This is a genomic window from Acinetobacter sp. RRD8 (genome assembly GCF_031844225.1).
Lineage (GTDB): Bacteria > Pseudomonadota > Gammaproteobacteria > Pseudomonadales > Moraxellaceae > Acinetobacter.
The window spans coordinates 427,954-450,386 of sequence record NZ_JAUZUU010000001.1 but is presented as its reverse complement, the minus strand read 5'-3'; the positions used below and the strand labels follow the sequence as shown (position 1 = coordinate 450,386).

Annotated in this window: 24 protein-coding genes; 12 read left to right on the top strand and 12 right to left on the bottom strand. The window is 43.0% G+C overall.

Annotated elements, in window-relative coordinates; translation table 11 throughout:
• The first annotated feature begins 260 nt into the window (after positions 1–260).
• The 4 genes from Q9R24_RS02245 to groL all read left to right on the top strand — a co-directional run bounded on the left by Q9R24_RS02245 (position 261) and on the right by groL (position 4,119).
• The gene (locus Q9R24_RS02245) at positions 261–1,199 is read left to right on the top strand and encodes a diacylglycerol kinase family protein (protein WP_034438446.1); all 939 of its coding nucleotides are present in this window, start codon (positions 261–263) and stop codon (positions 1,197–1,199) included.
• Positions 1,180–1,956, top strand: a complete 777-nt coding sequence (locus tag Q9R24_RS02240) for a metallophosphoesterase (RefSeq protein ID WP_004646314.1) — start codon at positions 1,180–1,182, stop codon at positions 1,954–1,956. Before Q9R24_RS02245 ends, Q9R24_RS02240 begins: the two co-directional genes overlap by 20 nt.
• Positions 1,957–2,124: 168 nt before the next feature.
• The gene (groES, locus tag Q9R24_RS02235; protein ID WP_004646315.1) at positions 2,125–2,415 is read left to right on the top strand and encodes a co-chaperone GroES; all 291 of its coding nucleotides are present in this window, start codon (positions 2,125–2,127) and stop codon (positions 2,413–2,415) included.
• Between the two features lie 69 nt (positions 2,416–2,484).
• Positions 2,485–4,119 carry a chaperonin GroEL gene (gene groL / locus Q9R24_RS02230; RefSeq protein WP_004279474.1) on the top strand — a complete coding sequence of 545 codons (1,635 nt, stop codon included), beginning with the start codon at positions 2,485–2,487 and terminating at the stop codon, positions 4,117–4,119.
• Positions 4,120–4,185: 66 nt separating this feature from the next.
• On the opposite strand, the gene Q9R24_RS02225 is transcribed toward groL, so the two are convergent.
• On the bottom strand, positions 4,186–4,680 hold the full coding sequence (locus tag Q9R24_RS02225) for a copper resistance protein NlpE (RefSeq protein WP_005246940.1): 495 nt from the start codon (positions 4,678–4,680) through the stop codon (positions 4,186–4,188).
• A 227-nt stretch (positions 4,681–4,907) separates the two neighbouring features.
• Here Q9R24_RS02225 and Q9R24_RS02220 point away from each other — a divergent pair, with 227 nt between their 5' ends.
• Positions 4,908–6,062 carry a LuxR C-terminal-related transcriptional regulator gene (locus Q9R24_RS02220; RefSeq protein ID WP_005246939.1) on the top strand — a complete coding sequence of 385 codons (1,155 nt, stop codon included), beginning with the start codon at positions 4,908–4,910 and terminating at the stop codon, positions 6,060–6,062.
• A 38-nt stretch (positions 6,063–6,100) separates the two neighbouring features.
• On the opposite strand, the gene Q9R24_RS02215 is transcribed toward Q9R24_RS02220, so the two are convergent.
• Entirely contained in the window at positions 6,101–7,264 is a 1,164-nt protein-coding gene (locus tag Q9R24_RS02215; protein WP_311203625.1) for a hypothetical protein, read from the bottom strand.
• A gap of 363 nt (positions 7,265–7,627) precedes the next feature.
• Here Q9R24_RS02215 and Q9R24_RS02210 point away from each other — a divergent pair, with 363 nt between their 5' ends.
• The gene (locus Q9R24_RS02210) at positions 7,628–8,176 is read left to right on the top strand and encodes a 1-acyl-sn-glycerol-3-phosphate acyltransferase (RefSeq protein ID WP_195726075.1); all 549 of its coding nucleotides are present in this window, start codon (positions 7,628–7,630) and stop codon (positions 8,174–8,176) included.
• Positions 8,177–8,247: 71 nt separating this feature from the next.
• Here the strand turns inward: Q9R24_RS02210 and Q9R24_RS02205 are convergent, their stop codons facing one another.
• The 3 genes from Q9R24_RS02205 to Q9R24_RS02195 form a co-directional block, all read right to left on the bottom strand.
• Positions 8,248–8,574 (bottom strand): hypothetical protein, encoded by a 327-nt coding sequence (locus Q9R24_RS02205; RefSeq protein WP_311203624.1) that lies wholly within the window; start codon positions 8,572–8,574, stop codon positions 8,248–8,250.
• A gap of 134 nt (positions 8,575–8,708) precedes the next feature.
• The gene (locus Q9R24_RS02200; protein WP_311203623.1) at positions 8,709–9,470 is read right to left on the bottom strand and encodes a 3-oxoacyl-ACP reductase; all 762 of its coding nucleotides are present in this window, start codon (positions 9,468–9,470) and stop codon (positions 8,709–8,711) included.
• A gap of 98 nt (positions 9,471–9,568) precedes the next feature.
• The gene (locus Q9R24_RS02195; RefSeq protein ID WP_311203622.1) at positions 9,569–10,303 is read right to left on the bottom strand and encodes a sulfite exporter TauE/SafE family protein; all 735 of its coding nucleotides are present in this window, start codon (positions 10,301–10,303) and stop codon (positions 9,569–9,571) included.
• Between the two features lie 246 nt (positions 10,304–10,549).
• On the opposite strand from Q9R24_RS02195, the gene Q9R24_RS02190 reads away from it, so the two are divergent.
• Positions 10,550–10,762 carry a hypothetical protein gene (locus Q9R24_RS02190; RefSeq protein WP_004646324.1) on the top strand — a complete coding sequence of 71 codons (213 nt, stop codon included), beginning with the start codon at positions 10,550–10,552 and terminating at the stop codon, positions 10,760–10,762.
• A gap of 87 nt (positions 10,763–10,849) precedes the next feature.
• Here the strand turns inward: Q9R24_RS02190 and rsmD are convergent, their stop codons facing one another.
• Together rsmD and mrdA are read right to left on the bottom strand one after the other, a co-directional pair.
• Positions 10,850–11,407 carry a 16S rRNA (guanine(966)-N(2))-methyltransferase RsmD gene (gene rsmD, locus Q9R24_RS02185; protein ID WP_004279484.1) on the bottom strand — a complete coding sequence of 186 codons (558 nt, stop codon included), beginning with the start codon at positions 11,405–11,407 and terminating at the stop codon, positions 10,850–10,852.
• A 2-nt stretch (positions 11,408–11,409) separates the two neighbouring features.
• Complete coding sequence (gene mrdA, locus Q9R24_RS02180; protein WP_311203621.1) at positions 11,410–13,461, bottom strand: penicillin-binding protein 2; 2,052 nt, start codon at positions 13,459–13,461, stop codon at positions 11,410–11,412.
• Positions 13,462–13,699: 238 nt separating this feature from the next.
• Here mrdA and Q9R24_RS02175 point away from each other — a divergent pair, with 238 nt between their 5' ends.
• The 4 genes from Q9R24_RS02175 (at position 13,700) to Q9R24_RS02160 (ending at position 16,636) form a co-directional block, all read left to right on the top strand.
• Positions 13,700–14,218 carry a hypothetical protein gene (locus Q9R24_RS02175; RefSeq protein WP_311203620.1) on the top strand — a complete coding sequence of 173 codons (519 nt, stop codon included), beginning with the start codon at positions 13,700–13,702 and terminating at the stop codon, positions 14,216–14,218.
• A gap of 65 nt (positions 14,219–14,283) precedes the next feature.
• On the top strand, positions 14,284–15,600 hold the full coding sequence (locus Q9R24_RS02170; protein ID WP_004279487.1) for a membrane protein: 1,317 nt from the start codon (positions 14,284–14,286) through the stop codon (positions 15,598–15,600).
• A gap of 75 nt (positions 15,601–15,675) precedes the next feature.
• The gene (adk, locus tag Q9R24_RS02165) at positions 15,676–16,335 is read left to right on the top strand and encodes an adenylate kinase (RefSeq protein ID WP_004279488.1); all 660 of its coding nucleotides are present in this window, start codon (positions 15,676–15,678) and stop codon (positions 16,333–16,335) included.
• A gap of 88 nt (positions 16,336–16,423) precedes the next feature.
• Complete coding sequence (locus Q9R24_RS02160; RefSeq protein ID WP_004279489.1) at positions 16,424–16,636, top strand: hypothetical protein; 213 nt, start codon at positions 16,424–16,426, stop codon at positions 16,634–16,636.
• A gap of 116 nt (positions 16,637–16,752) precedes the next feature.
• Here the strand turns inward: Q9R24_RS02160 and nth are convergent, their stop codons facing one another.
• Both nth and Q9R24_RS02150 read right to left on the bottom strand, forming a co-directional pair.
• The gene (gene nth / locus Q9R24_RS02155; RefSeq protein ID WP_005246932.1) at positions 16,753–17,466 is read right to left on the bottom strand and encodes an endonuclease III; all 714 of its coding nucleotides are present in this window, start codon (positions 17,464–17,466) and stop codon (positions 16,753–16,755) included.
• A gap of 3 nt (positions 17,467–17,469) precedes the next feature.
• A complete protein-coding gene (locus Q9R24_RS02150) occupies positions 17,470–18,261 on the bottom strand; it encodes an RnfABCDGE type electron transport complex subunit B (RefSeq protein WP_311203619.1) in 792 nt (263 codons plus the stop codon).
• A 349-nt stretch (positions 18,262–18,610) separates the two neighbouring features.
• Between Q9R24_RS02150 and gdhA the strand changes: the two genes are divergently transcribed.
• Positions 18,611–19,954 carry an NADP-specific glutamate dehydrogenase gene (gene gdhA, locus Q9R24_RS02145; RefSeq protein WP_005246929.1) on the top strand — a complete coding sequence of 448 codons (1,344 nt, stop codon included), beginning with the start codon at positions 18,611–18,613 and terminating at the stop codon, positions 19,952–19,954.
• 70 nt (positions 19,955–20,024) lie between these two features.
• On the opposite strand, the gene Q9R24_RS02140 is transcribed toward gdhA, so the two are convergent.
• From Q9R24_RS02140 to rlmH, 3 genes are all read right to left on the bottom strand, one after another.
• A complete protein-coding gene (locus tag Q9R24_RS02140) occupies positions 20,025–20,798 on the bottom strand; it encodes an META and DUF4377 domain-containing protein (RefSeq protein ID WP_034439259.1) in 774 nt (257 codons plus the stop codon).
• A gap of 127 nt (positions 20,799–20,925) precedes the next feature.
• On the bottom strand, positions 20,926–21,702 hold the full coding sequence (locus tag Q9R24_RS02135) for a class III extradiol ring-cleavage dioxygenase (protein WP_005262303.1): 777 nt from the start codon (positions 21,700–21,702) through the stop codon (positions 20,926–20,928).
• 110 nt (positions 21,703–21,812) lie between these two features.
• A complete protein-coding gene (rlmH, locus tag Q9R24_RS02130; protein WP_004646335.1) occupies positions 21,813–22,295 on the bottom strand; it encodes a 23S rRNA (pseudouridine(1915)-N(3))-methyltransferase RlmH in 483 nt (160 codons plus the stop codon).
• Positions 22,296–22,433: the final 138 nt, after the last annotated feature.

Here is a 22,433-nt window from a genome sequence, read left to right as displayed (position 1 = left end):
TATAATGCTATTTTATTTATAAATATAAGTAAAACAACAAGATAAAACTAAATATTTGAATTATTGATTCTATTTATTTAAATGATGAGTGGTATTTATTTTAAAAATTAATATTAAAATCATTATCTTAATTTTATAAGATCTCTAATATTCATTATTGATTAAATAAATGGTTGCCATTTGAATTTTACATAAAGCCACTGTTAATTGTCTATGAATTGGACAAAATGCCAATAGGCTTCAATGAAATTGCGCGAAAAATGTCTAATCAATCTAAACCCTTATCGCTGATTTTTAATCATAAAGCTGGTTTTCGCATACAGGGGCCAGAAGGCATTTATGAACAGCTGATCGATATATTTTCAGCGCAGGGTTATCAAACTAAAGCTTATGAAATCAATGATTCACAGCAATTTGATAAAATTATGGTTGAGGTGCTTGAACAGCATTTGGCATCTAGCGAGTCAGGAATCATCGTTGCGGCAGGCGGAGATGGCACTTTAAATACAGTCGCCAAACATGTGTTGAATACGCAAATTCCTGTCGGTATTTTGCCTTTAGGGACTTTTAACTATGTGGCGAGATTATTGGGGATTCCGCTGGATTTGCTTGAAGCGGCAAAAGTGATTGCGACAGGACAGCCACAACGTATGAATGTTGCCCGGATCAATCAGGAAATTTATCTGAATAATGCCAGTTTAGGTCTATATCCTTTATTTATTAAAAAACGTGAAGACTATAATCGTATTTTTGGTCGCTTACCGCTACATGCCTATACTTCTGCACTGGATGTTTTAATTCGCGACCGTAAAGAATTAAAACTAAAAATCTGGGTGGATCAAAAGAAATATCCGGTAAAAACACCACTGATTTTTTTTGGCAATAATCCCTTGCAACTGGCGGATATGAAAATGCGCATTGCAGAAGCGGCTGAAAAAGGCAAAGTGGCGGGAGTTGTAGTTTCTAAAAGTGATAAGCTTACTTTATTTAAGCTAGTGTATCAGCTGATTCGTGGCAAGATTGACCAGGCATCGGATGTTTATAGTTTTGCAGCCGATCAAGTTCGAATCGAATCCCGAGCCAAGAAACTGATGGTAGCGATTGATGGGGAAATTGTGGAAATGGCCCCGCCACTCAATATTTCTGTATTAAAAGATAGCCTAAACGTAATGGTGCCACATGATCCTGCATCTGTCTGATCTGCATTTTGGAACAGAGAAGCCGGAGTGTTTAGAAGCGATTCGGCATTTCTGTCAGACCCATCCACTTGAAGCCGTCGTCATCAGTGGTGACCTGACTCAGCGCGCACGTTTGGGTCAATTCTTTGCCTGCAAAAAATTTTTAGATCAGCTCAATACGCCTTATATGGTGATCCCGGGGAATCATGATATTCCGCTCTATCATTTGTGGAATCGGCTTTTCAATCCATTTACCCGTTACCAGATTTTTTTTGGTGAATTGGAGCCAATATTTGAAACTGAAAATTTTTATCTGATTGGGGTGAATTCGATCCGACGTCGATATCATACCAAAGGGCATTTATCCCTTGAGCAGATTCAGCGTATTGACCTGACGCTGGCGCAGGCACCTGCGTCCAAATTAAAAATCATTGTCAGCCATCAGCCTTTTTATGTGCCTTTTCAAAATAAGCGCGGTTTCAAGGACAGCCCATTGATGGCCAAAATTGCTTTAGAGGCCTGGGCAGAGCATGGTCTGTTTGCGGTGTTGCATGGGCATCTGCATCAACCGGCGATTTATGATTTGAATCAGATGTTCGGATTGGGGATGGATCATCCTGTATATGATGTACATGCAGGGACTTCTGCGTCAAATCGTCTACATAAAGATGAACCGAACAGCTTTAATCTGATTGATGCCACAGGAAAAATTTCTCAATATTTATTCGATGAAGTGGCACAAGCCTTTATGTTGAAGGCTGATCTGCCGAATAAATAGACGAAAACCTATGATTCGTTAAAAAAAACCAATTTTTTTTCATTTTTGCCCTTGAAGCGTTTTATTCCATCTCCATAAAAGTGACATCAAAAATTTTTGATGATGACCCATGGAATAATTAAGTCGTCATCAGTGACCTAAAAAAGACTTAGTCTGATGGAGTTATTTATGAGCAACATTCGTCCATTACATGACCGCGTTGTTATTCGTCGTGTTGAAGAAGAAACTAAAACAGCTGGGGGCATTTTACTTCCAGGTTCGGCTGCTGAAAAACCTGCTCAAGGTGAAATCATTGCAGTTGGTAATGGTCAAATCACTGACAATGGCGTACGCGCGTTAGACGTAAAAGTTGGCGACAAAGTATTGTTCGGTACTTATGCAGGTACTACTGTAAAAGTAAACGGCGAAGAGCTTTTAATCATGAAAGAATCTGACATTTTAGCGGTATTAGAAGCTTAATCTGCGCTAAAAAGTTTTATTCGTTCCAAATCAGATTTTGTAAAGATACAACAATATTCGGAGTCAAATATGTCAGCTAAAGACGTAAAATTTGGTGATTCAGCTCGTTCAAAAATGATTGCTGGTGTAAACACCCTTGCAGATGCAGTAAAGGTTACTTTGGGTCCTAAGGGCCGTAACGTTGTTATCGACCGTTCTTTTGGTGCACCGCACATCACTAAAGATGGTGTCACTGTTGCCAAAGAAATTACGCTGAAAGACAAGTTCGAGAACATGGGTGCTCAACTGGTTCGTGAAGTTTCTTCAAAAACTAACGATATCGCAGGTGATGGTACAACGACTGCAACTGTATTGGCACAAGCAATTTTGAATGAAGGCATCAAGTCAGTAACAGCGGGTATGAACCCAATGGACTTGAAACGCGGTATCGATATTGCGGTACGTTCTGTAGTTGAAAACATCAAGGCAACTGCAAAACCAGCATCAGACTCTAAAGCGATTGAACAAGTAGGTTCGATCTCTGCTAACTCTGATACGACTGTAGGTCAGCTGATTGCGCAAGCAATGGAAAAAGTGGGCAAAGAAGGCGTGATCACGGTTGAAGAAGGTTCAGGCTTCGAAGATTCGCTTGACGTAGTTGAAGGCATGCAGTTCGACCGCGGTTATATTTCTCCGTACTTCGCGAACAAGCAAGATACTTTAACAGCTGAACTTGAAAATCCATTCATTCTTCTTGTTGATAAAAAAATCAGCAATATTCGTGAATTGATTACAGTACTTGAAGCTGTTGCTAAAACTGGCAAACCGCTTTTAATCATTTCTGAAGATGTTGAAGGCGAAGCGCTTGCGACGCTTGTTGTCAACAACATGCGCGGTATTATCAAAGTATGTGCGGTGAAAGCACCTGGTTTTGGTGATCGTCGTAAAGCTATGCTTCAAGACATCGCGATCTTGACTGGCGGTACTGTGATTTCTGAAGAAATCGGCATGCAGCTGGATCAAACGACGCTTGATCACTTGGGTACAGCACATAAAGTAACTGTATCTAAAGAAAATACTGTAATTGTAGATGGTGCTGGTAATGCTGGCCAAATCGCTGACCGTGTACAGCAAATCCGTGCACAGATCGAAGAATCTACTTCAGAATATGACAAAGAAAAACTTCAAGAGCGTGTAGCGAAACTTGCTGGCGGTGTTGCTGTCATCAAAATCGGTGCTGCAACTGAAGTTGCAATGAAAGAGAAAAAAGACCGTGTAGACGACGCGCTTCATGCGACTCGCGCTGCGGTTGAAGAAGGTGTTGTTGCGGGTGGTGGTGTTGCACTGGTACGTGCTGCATCTGCACTTGAAGGTGTAACAGGCGCGAATGATGACCAAAACGTAGGTATCAACATTCTTCGCCGCGCGATTGAAGCACCACTTCGTCAAATCGTATCTAACGCAGGTGATGAGCCTTCTGTAGTGATCAACGCTGTGAAGAATGGCGAAGGTAACTTCGGTTATAATGCTGCAACTGGCGAATATGGCGATATGCTGGAAATGGGTATTCTTGACCCTGCTAAAGTAACGCGTTCTGCACTTGAGCACGCGGCTTCTGTTGCTGGCTTGATGCTGACCACTGAATGCATGATCACTGAAATCCCAGAAGACAAACCTGCAATGCCTGATATGGGCGGCATGGGCGGCATGGGCGGCATGATGTAATTCATCATCCGAGCATTTCATAAAAAATCCCCGCAATAGCGGGGATTTTTTTATGCGTTTACAAAATTATGATGCGGACTTTTTAACTAATTTATAATTTAAATTACTGTCGATTTTTTTACCTGATTTCATCTCGCGTGCTTCAACAAAATTTTCACCGACAAAGAATTTACGATTTTCAGCTTTATTATCTAATGTGATGATTGAAGGATCTTGAGGGTCAAAACTGAAACTGCCTTTAGTTTCGGTCTCATTATTTCCGCCTTTACCTAAATATTCTTCATTTAGCTCATAGGTTTTATCCGGATTGAGATCTAGCTCGACCTTAATTCCTTCACAGTCAGCACAAGGAAAAACACCCTCGTATTCACCTGCCCAATCTAGTGAGGTTTCTGCGCTATCCGCACGGGTCACACTGGTATCCGCTTTATTTTGCTCCATCATGGCTGGGCTGGATTGAGCATTATTATTCATCGGCTCATTATCATTGGGCTTTGAACAGGCGGTTAAAGCTCCTGCAATAACGACTGCTATCGCAGCAGTAAGCGTTAATTTTTTCATTGTTTTGACCCTATTAAATTATTTGTTATGAATTACATTAAAAGTAGTCAGTACAGATAAATAGGGCAATCTTGTTAAAGTTTGATTCATTAGGTGAATCAGGCCAAAGTTATTGATAAGTGAGCAGGATTTAAGAATTTTTAGCCAAATTTAAAGTCACTTTATGCTGTTTCGTTAACCAATTCTGAACGCTATGATTAGAAAATAATGATAATGCGGAGGGGATAATGAAATTAGAACAAGAAAATAATCTGATTGCAAAAATTTATGATGCTGCTGTATTGCCATCTTTGTGGCTGGACGTGATCAAAGATATCGTGAGCTATACTAAAAGTAAGAGTGCAATTTTTACCGGTCTGGATCAGCTTAATCCAGGCTATGATTTTGTTTACACGCACAATATCCCGAGTGAAAGTCTGGCTGCTTATCAAGATGAGCGTATCAGAGTGATTGATATGAAATTGCATATGCCATTATGGAATGCGATCGAGATGGGCGATGCATTGAGTCATAACTGTCAGCACTATGCAGAACAGCCGGGTACGGATCACTATGTTTTCTATGAGAAGTGTTTAAAGCCTGGCGGTGTATCTTATCTGGCAGGGGTATTGCTGGATCGGGGAAATTATCGTTGGGCGGTACTGGGTATTCATCGTGCTCCTGAGGTGCAGCCTTTTGAACAAGTTGAGCTGGATTTTCTAAGACGTATCAGTATTCATTTACGCCGGGCTTTGCAAATTCACCGGCAAATCAACTTGATTCAGCAAGATAATTTAAGCTTGTATACCGTATTGGATAGTTTAAAAACCGGAATTGTACTGCTCGATCAAAACCTGTGTTTAAGTTATTCCAATCCTGTTGCGCAAAAGATGCTTGATCAAAGTTCATGTCTGGATCTGGATATACATAACCGTCTAAAAACCAATTATGCTCAGCAGATACGTTTTGATCAGCTATTAGAAAGTGCTTTGCTGGAAGATACGACCATTCAGACTGAGGTGGGTGGAGTCTTGGCGTTGAGTGATGGGGCAGGCTCGCAATTTATGCTGACGGTGGTGCCATTTAAAAAATTAAGAAATATGCAGCATTTACAGTCTGCTCAGCATCAGATTGCCTTATTTATGACAGATAAAAATCAGCATTACTCCCTGTCAAGAGCTTACCTACAACAGTGTTACCAGCTTTCCAAACGAGAGTTTGATTTATGCGAGTTGTTAATTAATGGTTATAAAATAGAAGATATTGCAGAACAGTGTGGCATTACGTTGAGTTCGGTACGGACATATTTTAAAAATATTTATGAAAAAACCCAATGTTGTTCGCAAATCGAACTGATGCATTTATTGATGGGCTGTACCATTCAATTTGAACATATTGATTAAACCGGCCTGAATTTCATATTCAAGCCGGTTTATATGGGTTATTTAACACGTTGTAAAGTTACAGGATCTTCACCTTGCGGATGTAAGATAAGATTGTTGTTAGATATATTGATGCTTGCAATTGTCTTACTGCCATTTGAACTATCTTGTAATCCACCACACTCGTTGGTATCGAATAATACCTCGGTTGTGGTGAGAGTATTTGCTGACAATGTATATTTGCCATATTCAATCCCTGGCCAACCACAGTCATCTCCACCTTCAGTGTCTAGGAAGAAATAATAGTTGTTATCAAAGAAAGCAAATAGATGTGTTTCATTAAGTCGCCACGTGCCGACGAGACTATTAGACTGCTTAACTCGATTTAAACGGTATTCAGTACTAACGCCTGGTTCAGTAAGAATTAATTGAGTTCCATTAAAGTTTAAAGAATAAGGTTTATTCTCGGCAGGATGTGAAAGTCCCCATTCACCATTGGTGTCATGTAGGATTTCCGGTTCAATCACGGTTGTTGTTGCATTCCATTTTAAGCGGCCCATTTCAATGCCTGCTTGACCACTCTCCTCTTTGGCTTCTGCTTCACCTAGTGCATAGCGTCCATCTTCCAGAATGTGAATCAACACAGCAGTGTTATCGGTACGGTTAATCTCCCAAGTGCCGGCAATATCTTTGTAGAAGGTCGCTTGGAAGTGTGCTTTAGCATCCTCTTCATTCACTAACTTTTCTTCAGGAATTACTGTTTTGACAATAGCTTCATTTTTAAAGTCATTATAAGGTTGGTCAAAATTGATACTCTGATTTTTTAAGGCATCTGTAGTGGCCGTACTAATTTGAAGTTTGTCATCGTTATCATCTCCATCTAAGGATTGTAAAAATACCAGTAAGTTAAGGCGAGCATTTTCAGTCTCAGCTAAATCCAAAGGGGTAACACGTTCTTTTGCTTCAATTTCATCCCCGAGTTGAACATCACCAATATAGAATTTAACCGTTTCTCCTTCATTGAAGTTAAATTCACCATCGTCATTGGTAAAACCTGTAGCACCACTACTTGTGACATAGCGTACCCCAGCAATCACAGCATCCGTTAGTACCCCGGTCTGGGTTCCAATATTACTTGTTGGAGGTGTACTTGAGTTATCATCCGAACCACCACAGGCACTAAGTAACCCTGCTAAAGCAATACAAAGTAAAGTCTTTTTCATTAGAATCTTCCTGAAATTTATAATGTGGATTCAGTATAAAAAGACCCTTATATTTGCCATATCCCAAAATGAGGAGGTTAAGAGCTTTTTAATGCATGAATCCTTTAAATTAGAAAGAAATTCCTATTTGTATTGGGAAGCAATCTTAACTATCCGTAAATTGATGTATGAGATAAGTTGAAAGGTGGCAAAAATAATCAACTATTCATTTAAAAATTCTAATTATACAAATATAGATTAACTGTTTATTTATTGATCATAGAGCACTATCTATATTTGCCGAGGTTGCTAAAATTCGCGCAATTTTGAATAGAATTGGTGCGTGACGTGTTTGAGAAGTTAGCAGAACAAAGCCTGAGGCTGATGGGTTGGGAAATTGATAACCATTGGCCCCTAGATTTAGACCAATGTGTCATGATTGCTGCTCCTCATACCAGTAATTGGGATGCACTGTATGCGCGACTGGCCTTAAAAGCATTAGGTGTGAATGTTCGCTTAACCATTAAAGACAGTTATATGAAATTGCCATTTGGACCTTTTGTGCGTGCTATGGGCGGTATCGGGATCGATCGCCGTCCTAAACAGCCGGGTGAGCCTCGTCCGAGCATGGTTCAGCTGATGACAGACTTATTCAAGACTCATCCTAAACTGGTCATGCTGGTCACGCCAGAAGCAACTCGTGCCAAACAGGAACAGTGGAAGACAGGTTTTTATCATGTAGCGATTAGTGCCGGTGTGCCGATTGCATTGGCCTATATGGACTATGCCAAGAAGAAAACTGGCGTAGGTAAAATCGTTTATCCGACAGGGGATTATGAAAAAGATATGGCAGAAATCATGGCATTTTATGCAGAGATTCAACCAAAATTCCCTGAATGCTTTAGTGTAGATCAGCGCTATTATCAGAATTAAAATTGAGTTGAAAAAAAGCAGGAAAATTCTCCTGCTTTTTTATTGCCTAATCATTATGAAGATTGACAGACTTAAGATGCATTTTCAGAAGCGGGTAAAATTCCACCCAGATTTTGGCAGGCATCTTTATAAAGATCATATTGCTGTTCTACTACTTCATGCAGTGGCAGGTCAAACAGCTCTTCACCCTGATGATATTGCTTGATATAAGATTCGACCTTTGATTTGCTGCTATACAACATCTGCTGATAATAGTCGGTCATACTGTTATGTGGCATTTGGGCGGTATCTACCTTGGCACAATGGAAATTTTGCAGTAATTGTTCGGACTTTTTCAAATCGCTGGACATACAACCTGCCAGTAGCAAGGTACTGAGCAATGTCGTGATAAATTTCATGGAAAGTAGACTAAAGGTTTTATGGGAGCGCACTATTGTAGAAGTAAAACCCAGTCACAAAACCTTTTTAATCTACCAAATGGTTAAAAAATAGAACAACAGAATTTGAAAATCCAGGTTCATTCTCTAAACATCTAACCTTTAACCAAGCCACCATCTACAATCAGGTTTTGTCCTGTGATGGCACGTGAATAAGGTGACAAAAACATCAGGATTACAGCAGCGAATTCTTCGGGTGTAATCACGCGGCGTAAAGGTGTCGATTGAGCAATCAGGTCAAAAACAAAGTCAGGTGTGGCCTTGCTGGCATCGGTCGTTTGTAACAGACCTCCAGAGAGCATATTCACATTAATGCCATATTGCCCCAAATCCTGCGCCGTGGTGCGGGTAAAGGCCAATAATGCTGCTTTGGCGGCGGTATAGTCATGATAAGGAACCACCGGATTTTGCACTAGGTTTGTACCAATATTTACGATCCGGCCGAAGCCTGCCTGTTTCATATCATCCAGAGCGGCCTGCGTGGTATTTAAGGCAGCCTGTACAGCACCGCTAAATTGCCGTTGCAACATGTCCCAAGTCAGCGTGTCTACTTTAGGGCGTGCATCGCCATTAAATTCAAATTGAATCAGTGCGTTATTGACTACAGCATGAATCGCTTCCCCGAAATGGGTTTTAGCCGCGGCAAATAAAGCACGTACCTGATCAGCTTGGGTCACATCTGCCTGATAAATAAATACCTGTTCAGGATACTGCTGGGCCAGCTGTTCAGCTTGCTGCTGACTGCTATGATAATTGACGACCACGCGCGCGCCCTCAGCCAGTAAAGCCTGAGTAATGGCTAAACCCAAACCACGTGCACCACCAGTAACAAGAACAATCTGATCACGAATCTGCATAATGATGATCTATATTTACAAAGATTGGCCTTAACATAGCAGTTATTTCAACGGATTCAAGCTTTAGCGGGGAAGACAGACTCGGCTTGATCTTGTGTTTAAATGAATTGGGACGCTAATAGAAAACAGCCTGCACTAAAGAGTAAACTTAAGATCATGCGTTTGAACAGTAATTCCGAAATTTTATAAAATAGTTTTGCGCCTAAAATTGCCGGAATACTCACAAAAACAATCAGCAAGGCCATATAGGGTAAATGGCTTTGATTGATCAGGCCTTGCCATACATAAGTACCCAGCGTGAAAAGCTGAATTGCAAAATTAAAGTGCCGTAAAATATAGCGCTGCTGGGTTTTGGGTAATTGTTTTAACATCACCCAGGCCGAAGGAATGGCACCGCAAAAACCGCCCAGTCCTCCTAAAATTCCGCCAATAAAACCGATGCAGCTATCAGTCAATTTTCCTGAATGCTGAATTGTTTTGAATTGCGGATTGAATAGCATCACCGGACACCACAGTACCAGAAAAAATCCCAAGATCATCTTAAAGGTATCTGCTTGAATGATCTGCAACAGATAAGTACCCAGCGGCACGCCAATCAGACCAGCAATCAGATAAGGCAGCACCAACTGTCTAGATAAAACCGACTGCTTTTGTTCCTGATTGAGTGAAATCACATGACTCCAGATCGAGGCAAATACCAGCAAGGGTGCGGCCAGTTGCGGAGGCAGCACCCAGACCCAGAAAGACATGGCGATCAGGGCAAAGGCAAAGCCGGTCAGCCCCTGGACAAAACCTGCGACCATTGCACCAAGAATAAATAACAGCCAAGTCATAAAGATCAGGTCATAAGCAAAGGCAGCAGTATTCTCAAGATTTAAACAAAAGCCAAGCTTCCATTTAGCTGGATTTATGCAAATGAAAGTTCAAATTCTCATAAAAGCATGAATGCTAATTAAGAAAAAAGAGGTTTACGGCCATGCATAAAACATGCATAAATCTCTACAAGAGTGCAACAATGGCTCCGTTCACTCTCCATGAACTCGCCTGATACTGACAGAGTGCAGTAAGAGGTGATGGACATGATGAAAAAAGTGATATTACTTTCTGTATTGGCTGTGTCATTAACCGGTTGTGTGGTTGATCCTTGGGATGATGATTATCGTGGCAACAGAGATCGTAATGGACATTATGATCGAGACCACAGAAATCATGACTGGAAAAATAAGGACCATAAAGATCATCGGGATTGGAAACGTGACCGAGATAACCGCGACTGGCGCCGTGATCGTTAATCACAGTCTTTAAATTTGACTGACTACAATGACAAAAAGGATTCCACTGAGGAATCCTTTTTTAATGGCTCTTCAAAACAATTTAAATCAAGAAATACTTTTTTGATAAAGCCCCGCACGAACTGTACCGGCTTTGGTATTTTTAATTAAACGCCATGAGGACGGTAATTTAAGTAATTGTAAATCACGATCTGCTTCTACATAAATATAGGCATTGTCCTTGATCAGAGGATCTGCCTTTAGCGCTAGTTCTTCCCATAAATCCAGGCTATATGGCGGATCTAGAAAAACCAGATCAAACTGTGCCTGAAGGGTAGACAAAGCTTGCTGCGCCGTAGCCACTTTTAATTGTGCACGTGCTTTGGTGACTTTTAAAAGTTCCAGATTTTGGGTCAGAAATTGTGCCTGAGTACGATCCGGCTCAATCATCACCACTGATGCAGCACCACGCGATAATGCCTCAAACGCCAATGCCCCAGAACCGGCACAAATATCCAACACCTGGGCATTTTGTACATCCCACATCAGCCAATTAAACAGTGTTTCCCGAACACGGTCAGGCGTCGGGCGCAAACCCTCAATGCTGGCAAAAGGCAGTTGGCGGCGTTTCCAGTCACCACCAATAATTCGAAGCTGGTTTTTCATCTTTAATCTCGCTCTACCGGTGTCGGAGCAGGTGTTGCTGCGGGAGATGCAGCCGTATTTGCAGAAGTCGGAGCAGCATTGTCGGGCTGGTCACTGGCTGGAACGGCACTAGATGCTGCATCCTGACTCAACATGCCTGCACCACTTGGCAATTCAGCTGGCTTGATTCCGGCCGTCATCAGACCACCACTTAATTGGTGGCCTTGTGGGCGTACCGGATTTTTATCTTTATGCAGTAACCAGTAATCAAAAATTGGACGGGCCAGAGCCGTTGCGGCACTACCACCGCGACCATTTTCCAGAATAACCGCAATCGCGATTTCAGGATTTTCAGCAGGTGCAAAACCGACAAACAGACCATGATCCAGCTGACGGTCAGTCAATAAGGATTCATTATAGCGCTTGCCTTGAGCAATACTTTTCACCTGTGCCGTACCGGTTTTTCCGGCAATAGAATATTGTAAGCCGCTTTTGATGCCTCGGCCTGTACCGGATTGAATCACGTCCACCATCGCATCACGCATCTTGATCCAGTCTTCTTCCTGACCATTAAAATCGATCTTGCCATGCGTGCCATTATGCACCTTGAACGGTTTGGCACCGCGACTTTCGCGCAGAACATGGGGAATGACTTTATTGCCATGGTTGGCGGTAATGGCTGTGGCCATAGCCAGCTGCAATGGCGTTGAAGTAAAAGCACCCTGACCAATACTGACAGAAATGGTTTCACCACGTGACCATTTGGCCTTGCGGGTACGCATTTTCCATTCCGGGTTTGGATACAGTCCTGAGCTTTCACTTGGTAAGTCCACCCCGGTTTTTTCCCCAAAGCCAAACTGACGCATCCAGGCATTCATTTTTTCAATACCCATGCGGTAGGACATGACATAGAAATAAGTATCACAGGAGACTACTTGCGATTTATGCAAGTTGACTACGCCGTGTCCTGACTTTTTCCAGTCGCGGAATTTATGCGAATCGCCCGGAAGTGTGAAATAGCCGGGATCGGAAATTGCTGTATCCCAATCGACCAGACCATAATGAAGGCCACCCAGGCCAAACATCGGTTTAATGGTCGAACCTGGAGGATAAGTTCCTTGAACCGCCCGGTTATATAGCGGCTGATCAAGGTTATCACGTAAGTAGGAATAATCTTTGGTGCTAATCCCAGTCACAAACAGATTCGGGTTAAAACTTGGACTGGAGACCAGCGCCAGAATTTCCCCGGTTTTGGGATTCATCGCCACAATCGCGCCACGACGCCCGGCCAGTTGCTCCGAAGCGACTACCTGCAAGCCGTAATCCAGTGACAGGAACAGATCATTACCACGTACCGGATCTTTACGGCCCAAATGACGCAGCACATTACCAAAGGCATCTGCTTCTACCGATTCATTTCCCGGCACACCATGTAAAAGTTCTTCATAGGATTTTTCCACACCGATTTTTCCGATCAGGTTGGTTCCAGCATAGAGATCCTTATCAATTGATTTCAGTTCTTTGTCATTAATCCGACCGACATAACCAATCACATGTGCAAACAGGTCACCATGCGGATAGTAGCGGGTCATCTGGGTTTCAATATTCACGCCCGGAAATTGATATTTCACTTCACTGAAACGGGCAATATCATTTTCATTCAGGTTGAGCTTGATTGAAACCCGTTCGGTTTTACGTGCTGTTTTAATCCGGGTTTGAAAGCGTTCCAGGTCTTCTTCGGTCAGTTCCAGAATCGGTTTGAGGCGTTCGAGCGTTTGATCGATATCCTGTACGTCGGCACGACTTAAAGTGGCAGTAAATACCGGATAGTTATCGGCCAGCAGAACGCCGTTTCGGTCATAAATATAACCGCGCGCTGGGGGGAGGGGTTGCAGACGAATCCGGTTTTCATCAGAAGCTGTAGTAAAGCTTTCAAAGTTGAACAGTTGCAAATAGGCATAGCGGCTGACCAGCAGCAGCATAAAGAAAATGACAATCCCCATGGAAATCAAGACTCGACTGCGATAGATGCGCTTTTCTTGTTGTGCATTTTTTAAAGGAAAGTGCTGCTTCATACGCGATCGACTTAAGACCTGAGAGTGGTAGAAAAGAATCAAAGTGGAGTATTCTAACGCAACTGCACTTGATTTGATAATGAAAAACTGCCCTTACAATCAGTTCCTTTAAGCTTTGACTTTGCAGACATTAAAATTGTAAAGTGCTGTATATAAGAGTTGTGATAATTCTGCTAGAGTAAAATCTAATAAAAATAGGACTATACCAAAAACTATAATTAAGGAAGATGGTGAAGGAATGAACAAGGTTTACCCTTTGTTAGCGTTTGCATTGTGGGCGAACGGGGCTTATGCACATGATCAGATTAATAATACTGCAACCAAAATAGAGCCTGCTCAGGCAAAAGCCTTTAATGTGGGTGTTGGTTTTACCCAGAAATTACTGCATTTAAATACCGAATGGGTGAACCCTTATGGGATTGCTTATGTGAAAGGTGGTGTTTTTCTGGATGATGATCGTACGATTGGCGGTCAGGCAGGCTTTCGTTATCCTGCACATCTCACCGGCAAAGACAAAAATGGTTATTATGTCGGGGTTTATGCCGGGCATATCGACAGCAAACAGGTTGATGGCGAGTATGAAGGCTGTTTAGGTGCTGGCGTTGATTTGGCCTATGTTTTGCTTAGTTCAGAACGGATCAGCAGTTTTAGTATCGGGATCGGTGCCGGAGAGAAACTCGAAGACCGAAATGGTCGTGCTGTGGCTGAAACAGAACCCCGGCTACAATTTTCCTATACTTTAAGTATCGGTTTATAGACAAAATATTCGACCTTATTAATATGTGTATTCTGTGAACAAAAAATTAAATATGGAAGTTATGCATGCTTGAGTACGTCAACGAGTTGTGGCAAACCTTTGTAAACCGCCCGGATTTTTGGGCCGTGCTCAGCATTATTCCAGTGACTGCATTTGTAACTTGGGCTCACGTCTGGATGGCGCTGAAAATGGTCTTTTATCCGATCAATTTTTGGGGTTTCCATCTCGGGCCTTTACCTGTGGGCTGGCAAGGGATTGTGCCACGCAAAGCTGGACGTATTTCAGGCATTATTACCGATAACACACTGTCAAAATTAGGCTCTATCCGCGAATTTTTACAGGCGATGGATCCGGATGATATGGCACGCATCATTGGCGAGCAGGTCGGTTTCGAACTGGAACACCTGATTGATGAAGTGATGATGGATCGCAATGCGGTGCTCTGGGAAAACCTACCTTTTGCTATTAAGCGCAGAATTTATGCACAAGCACAAAAACAAATGCCGGCAATTTTGCGTGAATTAGTGACTGAGCTGACCATGAACGTCGAGTCACTTGTAGATATGCGTGAAATGGTAGTGAGCCAGATGGAAGGCGACCGTCGCTTGATGGTGCGTATGTTCCTGAAGGTGGGTCAAAAAGAGATCAATTTTATCTGGCATATCAGTGCCCTCATCGGGATGTTCTTTGGGATTTTCCAGATGATTGTCTGGTTTGTAGTGCCGTGGCACTGGACTGTACCGTTCTGGGCTGCGATCTGGGGCTTTTTGACCAACTGGATCGCGATCTGGATGGTATTCAACCCACTCTATCCACACCCAGTAAAGTACCCGCAATTCTTTGCCCGTACCACAAATCGCAAGTTTCCGTGGATTAAGCCGGTGATTCCTCGTATCGGCACCTATAACATACAAGGCGCATTTATGAAACGTCAGGATGAAGTCTCTGACGTCTTCGCAAGTGTAGTCACAGAAGACCTGATTACGTTAAAATCGATCATGACCGAGATGATGTATGGCGGCAGAAAAGACAAAACCCGCCGCATTATCAAACGTCATATTAATGAAATTATGGAAACACCCCTGGTTCGGACCTCTTTACAGCTGTCTTTAGGACCAAAAGAGTATGCAAAACTCAAGACGGACTTGATCGATCGCTCGATTGAAATTACGATGGTACCTGTATGCGACCCAGCATTTAATGCGAGCCGTGCACAGAAAATCTATCAAATGTTTAGAGACCGCATACGTGAGTTGACTCCGAAGGAGTTTCAGAATCTTTTACGTCCTGCATTTCAGGAAGATGAATGGATTCTGATTTTATTGGGTGGGGTAACCGGTTTTGTCGCGGGTTTAATCCATTTGTTTGTGGCTTTCTTATAATGAGATGTCGGGGGACACAATCGGGTGATTGTGGTCGTGGCGTCATACATATTGTTTAAATGAGGATGTTTATATATGCGCATTATCTTACTCGGACCACCTGGAGCAGGTAAAGGTACACAAGCTCAGTTGATCTGTAAGCGCTACAATATCCCACAAATTTCAACCGGTGATATGCTCCGTGCTGCAATTCGTGAAGGAACTGAATTAGGTCTACAAGCTAAAAGTGTCATGGACAATGGCGGTTTGGTTTCTGATGAGTTGATCATTGGTCTGGTGAAAGAGCGCATTGCGCAACCTGACTGTGTAAACGGCTGCATTTTTGATGGTTTCCCGCGTACCATTCCTCAAGCAGAAGCCTTGGAAAAAGAAGGCATTGCAATTGATCACGTGATTGAAATTGATGTACCAGATGAAGAAATCGTACAACGTCTTTCTGGCCGTCGTCAGCATCCTGCATCTGGCCGTGTCTATCACATCGTTTACAACCCGCCAAAAGTGGAAGGTAAAGATGACGAAACGGGTGAAGATCTGGTTCAACGTCCTGATGACCAGGAAGCAACCATTCGTAAGCGTCTAGGTTCTTACCATACTGAAACCGAGCAACTGGTTGGTTTCTACCAAGGCCGTGCAGCGTCTGGTGAAAATGCACCAACTTATGACAAGCTAAATGGTTTACGTCCAATCGATGAAGTTCAAACTGATCTTTTCGCGATTCTGGATCAGGCAAAATAATCGGCTGACGATGATTTTGACAATCGGAGAGCCCTAAGTCATATTAGGGCTCTTTTTTATTGCGTATTTGAACGGGGTACTTGTTGCTATGAAATTTGGCGTATTGGTGTTGATGGTAGTCTTTCTGGCAGTATTGGTAGGTCTGTTCTATTTCAGTTTTAAAATGCTCAACAAAGTACGTCAGGAAGAACGTGCTGAAAATGCAGCAAAGCGACCTGAGCGCCAGCTCCATCCAAAATTACAAGCCGAACTTGAACAGCGCAAGCAGCAGGAAAAGGCTGAACAAGATCAGGATAAATAATCCATAATAGTTCAGCTCAGCTAAGAATTTGGTTTGAACGAAAAGCACTCTTCTCATAGTCGATAAAAAGGTGACACATTGGTCACCTATTTTTATCCCAGCTTGATCACGCCGTTCTATTCAGCAAGCTCAATATTTTTCACTGCAATTTGGCGGGCTGCACCAAATTCAAACCGATCCGGCCAGTTACACACATCGGATACTACACATTCATGACATTTCGGTTTGCGCGCAATACACGTATAACGACCGTGTAAAATCAGCCAGTGATGTGAATCAATGATAAATTCCTTGGGAATGACTTTGACCAGACGGTGTTCAACTTCCAACACATTTTTGCCAACCGCTAGTCCGGTACGGTTACCTACCCGGAAAATATGGGTATCAACCGCCATGGTCGGCTGACCAAAGGCCGTATTCAGTACCACATTCGCCGTTTTACGACCTACACCCGGCAGGGCTTCTAAGTCTGCACGATTGTCCGGTACGATGCTGTTGTGCTTCTGAATCAGCATCTCGCAGGCTTTAATCACGTTGACCGCTTTCGAGTTATATAAACCAATGGTCTTGATATATTCCTTCAAGCCGTCCACACCTAGCGCATAAATGGCTTCCGGTGTATTGGCGACTGGAAAGAGTTTGTCTGTGGCTTTGTTGACGCTGACATCGGTAGCTTGAGCAGAGAGCGTGACCGCGACCAGTAATTCAAAGGGATTGGAATAATTCAGCTCAGTTTTTGGGTTAGGCCGCTGTTCACGCAGGCGTTCAAAAAAGGTCTGAATCTGCTTTTTGGTCATGTTTTTAACGGGCTTGGCCTTTGCTGTGGTCATGTTCTATCCCTGTAAAGCCTGTAATTGCTGTGTCAGTTCTTCCAGTTGGGTGCGTTTTCGGGCATCTTCACGAACCGAAAGCTGTTTTTCCAGTTTTTTAATTTGGGTACGTAGTTTTGCCAGTTCAATCGTGGTCTTGGAATCGAAAGCTATAGGTGCATTCTCTGGCTTGCTCGCGACTTCAATCACAGGAAGTTGCTCATTTAAAGCAGAGAAACGGGCAAACAGGGCAGTATCAATTTCTGCACGGACCACAGGTCCCTTACGATCGGTACGCCGTTTTTCTTCACGCTGGATGTGCGCATAGTAACGCTGACGCAGATCATCCTGTTCCGCAAGACGCTGTGCTTCAGTCGGCAAGGGTTGTTGATCTTCAACCAAATCGATGCAGTCTACCGGACAGGGGGGAATACATAACTCACAGCCCGTACATAGATCGGTCAGAATGGTGTGCATCAGTTTACCGGAACCAATAATCGCATCGACCGGGCAGGCGCTAATACATTTGGTACAGCCAATACATTCATCTTCACGAATTACGGCTTTGATGCGCTGAGGTCGACCATCGGCTTGAACTGGCCAGACACTTTCTTCAGCCATAAGTTTAGGGCGATTTAATAATGCAGCCAAAGCATCGGCAACAGGCTGTCCGCCCGGCACACATTTATTGGCATTTTCCCCCTCAGCAATCGACTGGGCATAAGGTAAACATCCGTCACGATGACCGCAGAGTCCACATTGGGTTTGAGGGAGTAAAGCATCAATTGATTGGACCAGAGAAATGGGCGAATTCATGTATAACCAGCGTTACTCATGGCAAGCATGAGAGAGTAAGTGAAACAAAATATGTCGATATATCAATTTTAACATATTTTTAAACTCCTAAGTCGTGCGCAATTAAGGGTCAACTTGTGCCTTATTATTAGGCATAAATCTGAATCTAAGCCTTGATTCGATTGGCATTTCCTGACATAGAAAAAAATTTCATAATCAATATAAATATTTGTTATCAAATTAATTTTAAAGTATTTTCAAAAAAAGTATTGTAGATTAGTTACAAAAGATATTTAATATTTTGCGCCAAAATTTAACATTGATTGTAAATTTGACCAATTTTGATCCATTTTCTGCTGAGGATTAAGCGTTGAAATACAACACACTTAATGAGTTCCTAGATTACGTAAAATCACGTGATGCACATCAACCAGAATTTCTTCAAGCTGTAGAAGAAGTGATGACCAGTTTGTGGCCGTTCATTGAAAAGAACCCACAATACGCAGCACATGGTTTACTAGAGCGTCTAGTTGAGCCAGAACGTGCGATCCAGTTCCGAGTTTCTTGGGTAGATGACCAAGGTCAGACTCAAGTAAACCGTGCGTTCCGCGTACAGTACAACTCAGCGATCGGTCCATTTAAAGGTGGTATGCGTTTCCACCCTTCAGTGAATCTTTCAATCCTAAAATTCTTAGGCTTTGAGCAAACATTTAAAAATGCTTTAACCACACTTCCTATGGGTGGCGGTAAAGGCGGTTCTGATTTTGACCCTAAAGGCAAATCAGAAGGCGAAATCATGCGTTTCTGCCAGGCTTTAATGATCGAGCTGTATCGTCACCTTGGTGCGAACACAGATATCCCTGCAGGTGATATTGGTGTAGGCGGTCGTGAAGTGGGCTACATGGCCGGCATGATGAAAAAATTAAGTAACGACACGGCATGTGTATTCACTGGTAAAGGTTTAACTTTCGGTGGTTCATTGGCACGTCCGGAAGCAACGGGTTACGGTACTGTGTATTTCGCTGAGGAAATGCTCAAGTCTCGTGGCGAAAGCTTCAAAGATAAAGTCGTTGCGATTTCAGGTTCTGGTAACGTTGCGCAATATGCTGCTGAAAAAGCAATGTACCTCGGTGCGAAAGTGGTTTCACTTTCTGACTCTGCGGGTACAGTTCACGTTAAAGACGGTTTCACTGATGCACTTCTTGCTGAAGTCATGGAACTTAAAAATGTAAAACGTGGCCGTATCTCAGAATTCGCATCTAAACACGGTTTCGAATATCTTGAAGGACAACGTCCTTGGGGTATCAAGTGTGATATCGCATTGCCATGTGCGACTCAAAACGAACTGGATGCAGACGACGCTGCTCAGCTTCTTGCAAACGGTGTAATCTGTGTGGCTGAAGGCGCGAACATGCCTTCTACACTTGAAGCGGTTGAGAAGTTCGTTGAAGCGAAAATTCTTTATGCGCCAGGTAAAGCATCAAATGCAGGTGGTGTGGCAACTTCTGGTCTTGAAATGTCTCAAAACGCATTGCGTTTAGGCTGGACTTTCGAAGAAGTTGACGAGCGCTTACACGCAATCATGAAAGAAATTCACCGCAACTGCGTAAAATTCGGTACTAAGGAAGACGGTACTGTGAACTATGTTGACGGTGCGAACATTGCTGGCTTCGTAAAAGTTGCTGATGCAATGCTTGCTCAAGGCGTATTCTAAGTCTGACTTAGTCTAAGCTGAAAAAACCGGGGCTGTTGCCCCGGTTTTTTTATATCTGGTATTTTTAGTTTTAGAGAGCACCCTTAACTATTTTACGCTCAACCGCCATATCAAAAATATAGGCATATTTCGATTGATCGGCTGCCGGATGCTTAATTTCAAAACGTTTGACCCGAATAATCTGCCGTTCATTTGGTGAATGCTGAAAACCTTCGATCTGGTCATAGAATAAAGTCCAGTCTTTATCCACCTGAGTTTTCAGGCCATTCTGATCATATTTCACTTCTTTGACTTGCAAGCAGCTTTGTTGGGTTACGCCGGTACATTGTTTGGTATCGGGGGAAATTTCCAGAAAAATTGTTTCAGCCTGACCTTGGTATTTGGTTTCCGGAGTCATTTTCCCGATAAATTCATACGCTTGACCATTTGCGGCCATCAACGTCAAAGTCGGCTTGTTAGGATCTGTGGCATTGAGCGTAAAAGGAATGTCACGCTTCTGTAAAAGCTGGCTGACAAAACGTTCCTGCTCCATCAATGCTGCATCGCAGGCCATTTCAGTGCCTACAACTTCGCTGGTGGTGATGATACTGTTTTTTACTGACCAGGTCGTCCCAAGTCCATTACAGCCCGTCACCGCGCTCAGACGGCCTTGAGCATCAAAACTGAGTACGATTGGTCGTTCTAGTCCACGATTCAGTTCCCAGTAATAGGCTGGAAGAATCTGATCTGCATTTTTTTGTTGTATGGTGGCCATTGCAAGATCTCCAGCTCGTTGAATATCACTGGACTGACAGGCTGCAAAAGTTAAAGGCAATAATGCCAGCACAATAAATTTTAATTTCATGGACTTATAATGAAGTATATAAAGTTCAAACAATAATAATGGATAGATTGCAAAAAAATATGGATACATTTCGCAGCTTTGAGTTGCAAAATGTATCCATGATTAAGATTTTAGCGCTGAAGCAAGATTAATCGAAGCGATAAATATCCATGCCGAGTGAACCCATGCTGAAACTGCTATGTACCAGACTAAAGCGCTGACCTGTGCCCATCGCAAAGAAAATCGGAGCAAAATGTTCCAGCGTTGGATGATTGCGCGCCATATGCGGAATATTGGACCAGTCCAGTACCGCGTCATAATCGCTGTGTGTCAGTTTATGCACCACAAAATTACGGAAACCTGAAGCCCATTCGGGTACATCAGCAGCCGTTCCATCCCAAGACAGTTCACGTAAATTATGGGTAATGCTGCCCGAACCAATCAGCAGGATTTGCTGTTCACGTAAAGGTGCCAGGCTTTGACCAATCTGATAAATCTCATCCGCGCTCATCGACATGGGTAAGGAAATTTCTACCACGGGAATGCTGGCATCTGGATACATATGTAGCAGCGGCATCCATACACCATGATCACGCGGACGGGTACTGTTGGCATGTGCAGAAAAACCGGCATTGGCCAGCAAGCCTAAGACTTTTTCGGCCAGTTCAGGATTTCCCGGCGCAGGATAGCGCAATTGATAGAGTTCGGGCGGGAAACCACGAAAATCATGCCAGGTTTCTGGGCGAATTGCGCTACTCACTTCCAGCGCATCACTTTCCCAATGCGCAGACATCACAATAATCGCTTCCGGGCGTGGCAGATTTTCGCTCAAACGATGCAAGGCAGGACCCACTTGCTCAGGATTTAGCGCCAGCATAGGAGAGCCATGAGAAATAAATAAGCCGGGCAACGTTTGTAAGTTCATAATTCAAACCACATCTGGAAAGATGCCTCAATAATGCAGAAAAATAGAAATAAGAGCAGGAGATATTATTCAACAAAACGTTGCATATAAAGAACGCTTCAGCAAAATCATTAGCCTGCCCGATGATAAGGATGGTTGTTATTGATGCTCATGGCACGATAAAGCTGCTCGATCAGCATGACACGTACCAGTGGATGCGGCAGGGTTAACTTGGAAAGTGACCAGTGCCATGCAGCAGCTTTACGCACGGCTTCTGAGTGACCATCCGGCCCGCCAATCGCAAGTGCTACATCATTGCCTTCCAGCATCCAGCCTTTCATGGTTTCAGCCAGTTTTTCGGTACTGAATTCACGTCCGCCCACTTCAAGCGCAATCAGGGTTTCATTCTGCTTGAGCGCATTTAAAATACTGTCGCCCTCAATATTACGGTATTTCAGAATATCCGCTTCAGAATCATTTTTCCCGCGCTTGGCCATCGGCAGTTCAATAATCTGGGTCTGTACAAAAGGCTGAATACGTTTGAAATAATCTTCAAAACCAGTCAGCACCCACGCTGGCATTTTTTGACCAATGGTCAGGATACGGATTTTCATACAGACAGATCAATAATTGGATACCTCATTATAACGATCAAACAACATGAAGTTGAGCAGGGAAACAAATTGAAATTGAAATGAGAGATTTAGTGTTGCTTTAATGTCCTTAGTTCAAGTATCCGCTTGATAAAGGAA

Excerpts from the sequence above, each read along its gene's own strand:
- groL (WP_004279474.1), top strand. The coding sequence starts at position 2,485 with ATGTCAGCTAAAGACGTAAAATTTGGTGATTCAGCTCGTTCAAAAATG.
- nth (WP_005246932.1), bottom strand. The coding sequence starts at position 17,466 with ATGACCACAGCAAAGGCCAAGCCCGTTAAAAACATGACCAAAAAGCAG.
- Q9R24_RS02200 (WP_311203623.1), bottom strand. The coding sequence starts at position 9,470 with ATGCAGATTCGTGATCAGATTGTTCTTGTTACTGGTGGTGCACGTGGT.
- Q9R24_RS02220 (WP_005246939.1), top strand. The coding sequence starts at position 4,908 with ATGAAATTAGAACAAGAAAATAATCTGATTGCAAAAATTTATGATGCT.
- Q9R24_RS02175 (WP_311203620.1), top strand. The coding sequence starts at position 13,700 with ATGAACAAGGTTTACCCTTTGTTAGCGTTTGCATTGTGGGCGAACGGG.
- rlmH (WP_004646335.1), bottom strand. The coding sequence starts at position 22,295 with ATGAAAATCCGTATCCTGACCATTGGTCAAAAAATGCCAGCGTGGGTG.
- Q9R24_RS02240 (WP_004646314.1), top strand. The coding sequence starts at position 1,180 with ATGATCCTGCATCTGTCTGATCTGCATTTTGGAACAGAGAAGCCGGAG.
- Q9R24_RS02150 (WP_311203619.1), bottom strand. The coding sequence starts at position 18,261 with ATGAATTCGCCCATTTCTCTGGTCCAATCAATTGATGCTTTACTCCCT.
- Q9R24_RS02140 (WP_034439259.1), bottom strand. The coding sequence starts at position 20,798 with ATGAAATTAAAATTTATTGTGCTGGCATTATTGCCTTTAACTTTTGCA.
- Q9R24_RS02170 (WP_004279487.1), top strand. The coding sequence starts at position 14,284 with ATGCTTGAGTACGTCAACGAGTTGTGGCAAACCTTTGTAAACCGCCCG.
- Q9R24_RS02195 (WP_311203622.1), bottom strand. The coding sequence starts at position 10,303 with ATGACTTGGCTGTTATTTATTCTTGGTGCAATGGTCGCAGGTTTTGTC.
- Q9R24_RS02190 (WP_004646324.1), top strand. The coding sequence starts at position 10,550 with ATGATGAAAAAAGTGATATTACTTTCTGTATTGGCTGTGTCATTAACC.
- Q9R24_RS02245 (WP_034438446.1), top strand. The coding sequence starts at position 261 with ATGTCTAATCAATCTAAACCCTTATCGCTGATTTTTAATCATAAAGCT.
- groES (WP_004646315.1), top strand. The coding sequence starts at position 2,125 with ATGAGCAACATTCGTCCATTACATGACCGCGTTGTTATTCGTCGTGTT.
- Q9R24_RS02215 (WP_311203625.1), bottom strand. The coding sequence starts at position 7,264 with ATGAAAAAGACTTTACTTTGTATTGCTTTAGCAGGGTTACTTAGTGCC.
- Q9R24_RS02135 (WP_005262303.1), bottom strand. The coding sequence starts at position 21,702 with ATGAACTTACAAACGTTGCCCGGCTTATTTATTTCTCATGGCTCTCCT.
- Q9R24_RS02205 (WP_311203624.1), bottom strand. The coding sequence starts at position 8,574 with ATGAAATTTATCACGACATTGCTCAGTACCTTGCTACTGGCAGGTTGT.
- Q9R24_RS02210 (WP_195726075.1), top strand. The coding sequence starts at position 7,628 with ATGGGTTGGGAAATTGATAACCATTGGCCCCTAGATTTAGACCAATGT.
- Q9R24_RS02225 (WP_005246940.1), bottom strand. The coding sequence starts at position 4,680 with ATGAAAAAATTAACGCTTACTGCTGCGATAGCAGTCGTTATTGCAGGA.
- Q9R24_RS02160 (WP_004279489.1), top strand. The coding sequence starts at position 16,424 with ATGAAATTTGGCGTATTGGTGTTGATGGTAGTCTTTCTGGCAGTATTG.
- mrdA (WP_311203621.1), bottom strand. The coding sequence starts at position 13,461 with ATGAAGCAGCACTTTCCTTTAAAAAATGCACAACAAGAAAAGCGCATC.
- adk (WP_004279488.1), top strand. The coding sequence starts at position 15,676 with ATGCGCATTATCTTACTCGGACCACCTGGAGCAGGTAAAGGTACACAA.
- rsmD (WP_004279484.1), bottom strand. The coding sequence starts at position 11,407 with ATGAAAAACCAGCTTCGAATTATTGGTGGTGACTGGAAACGCCGCCAA.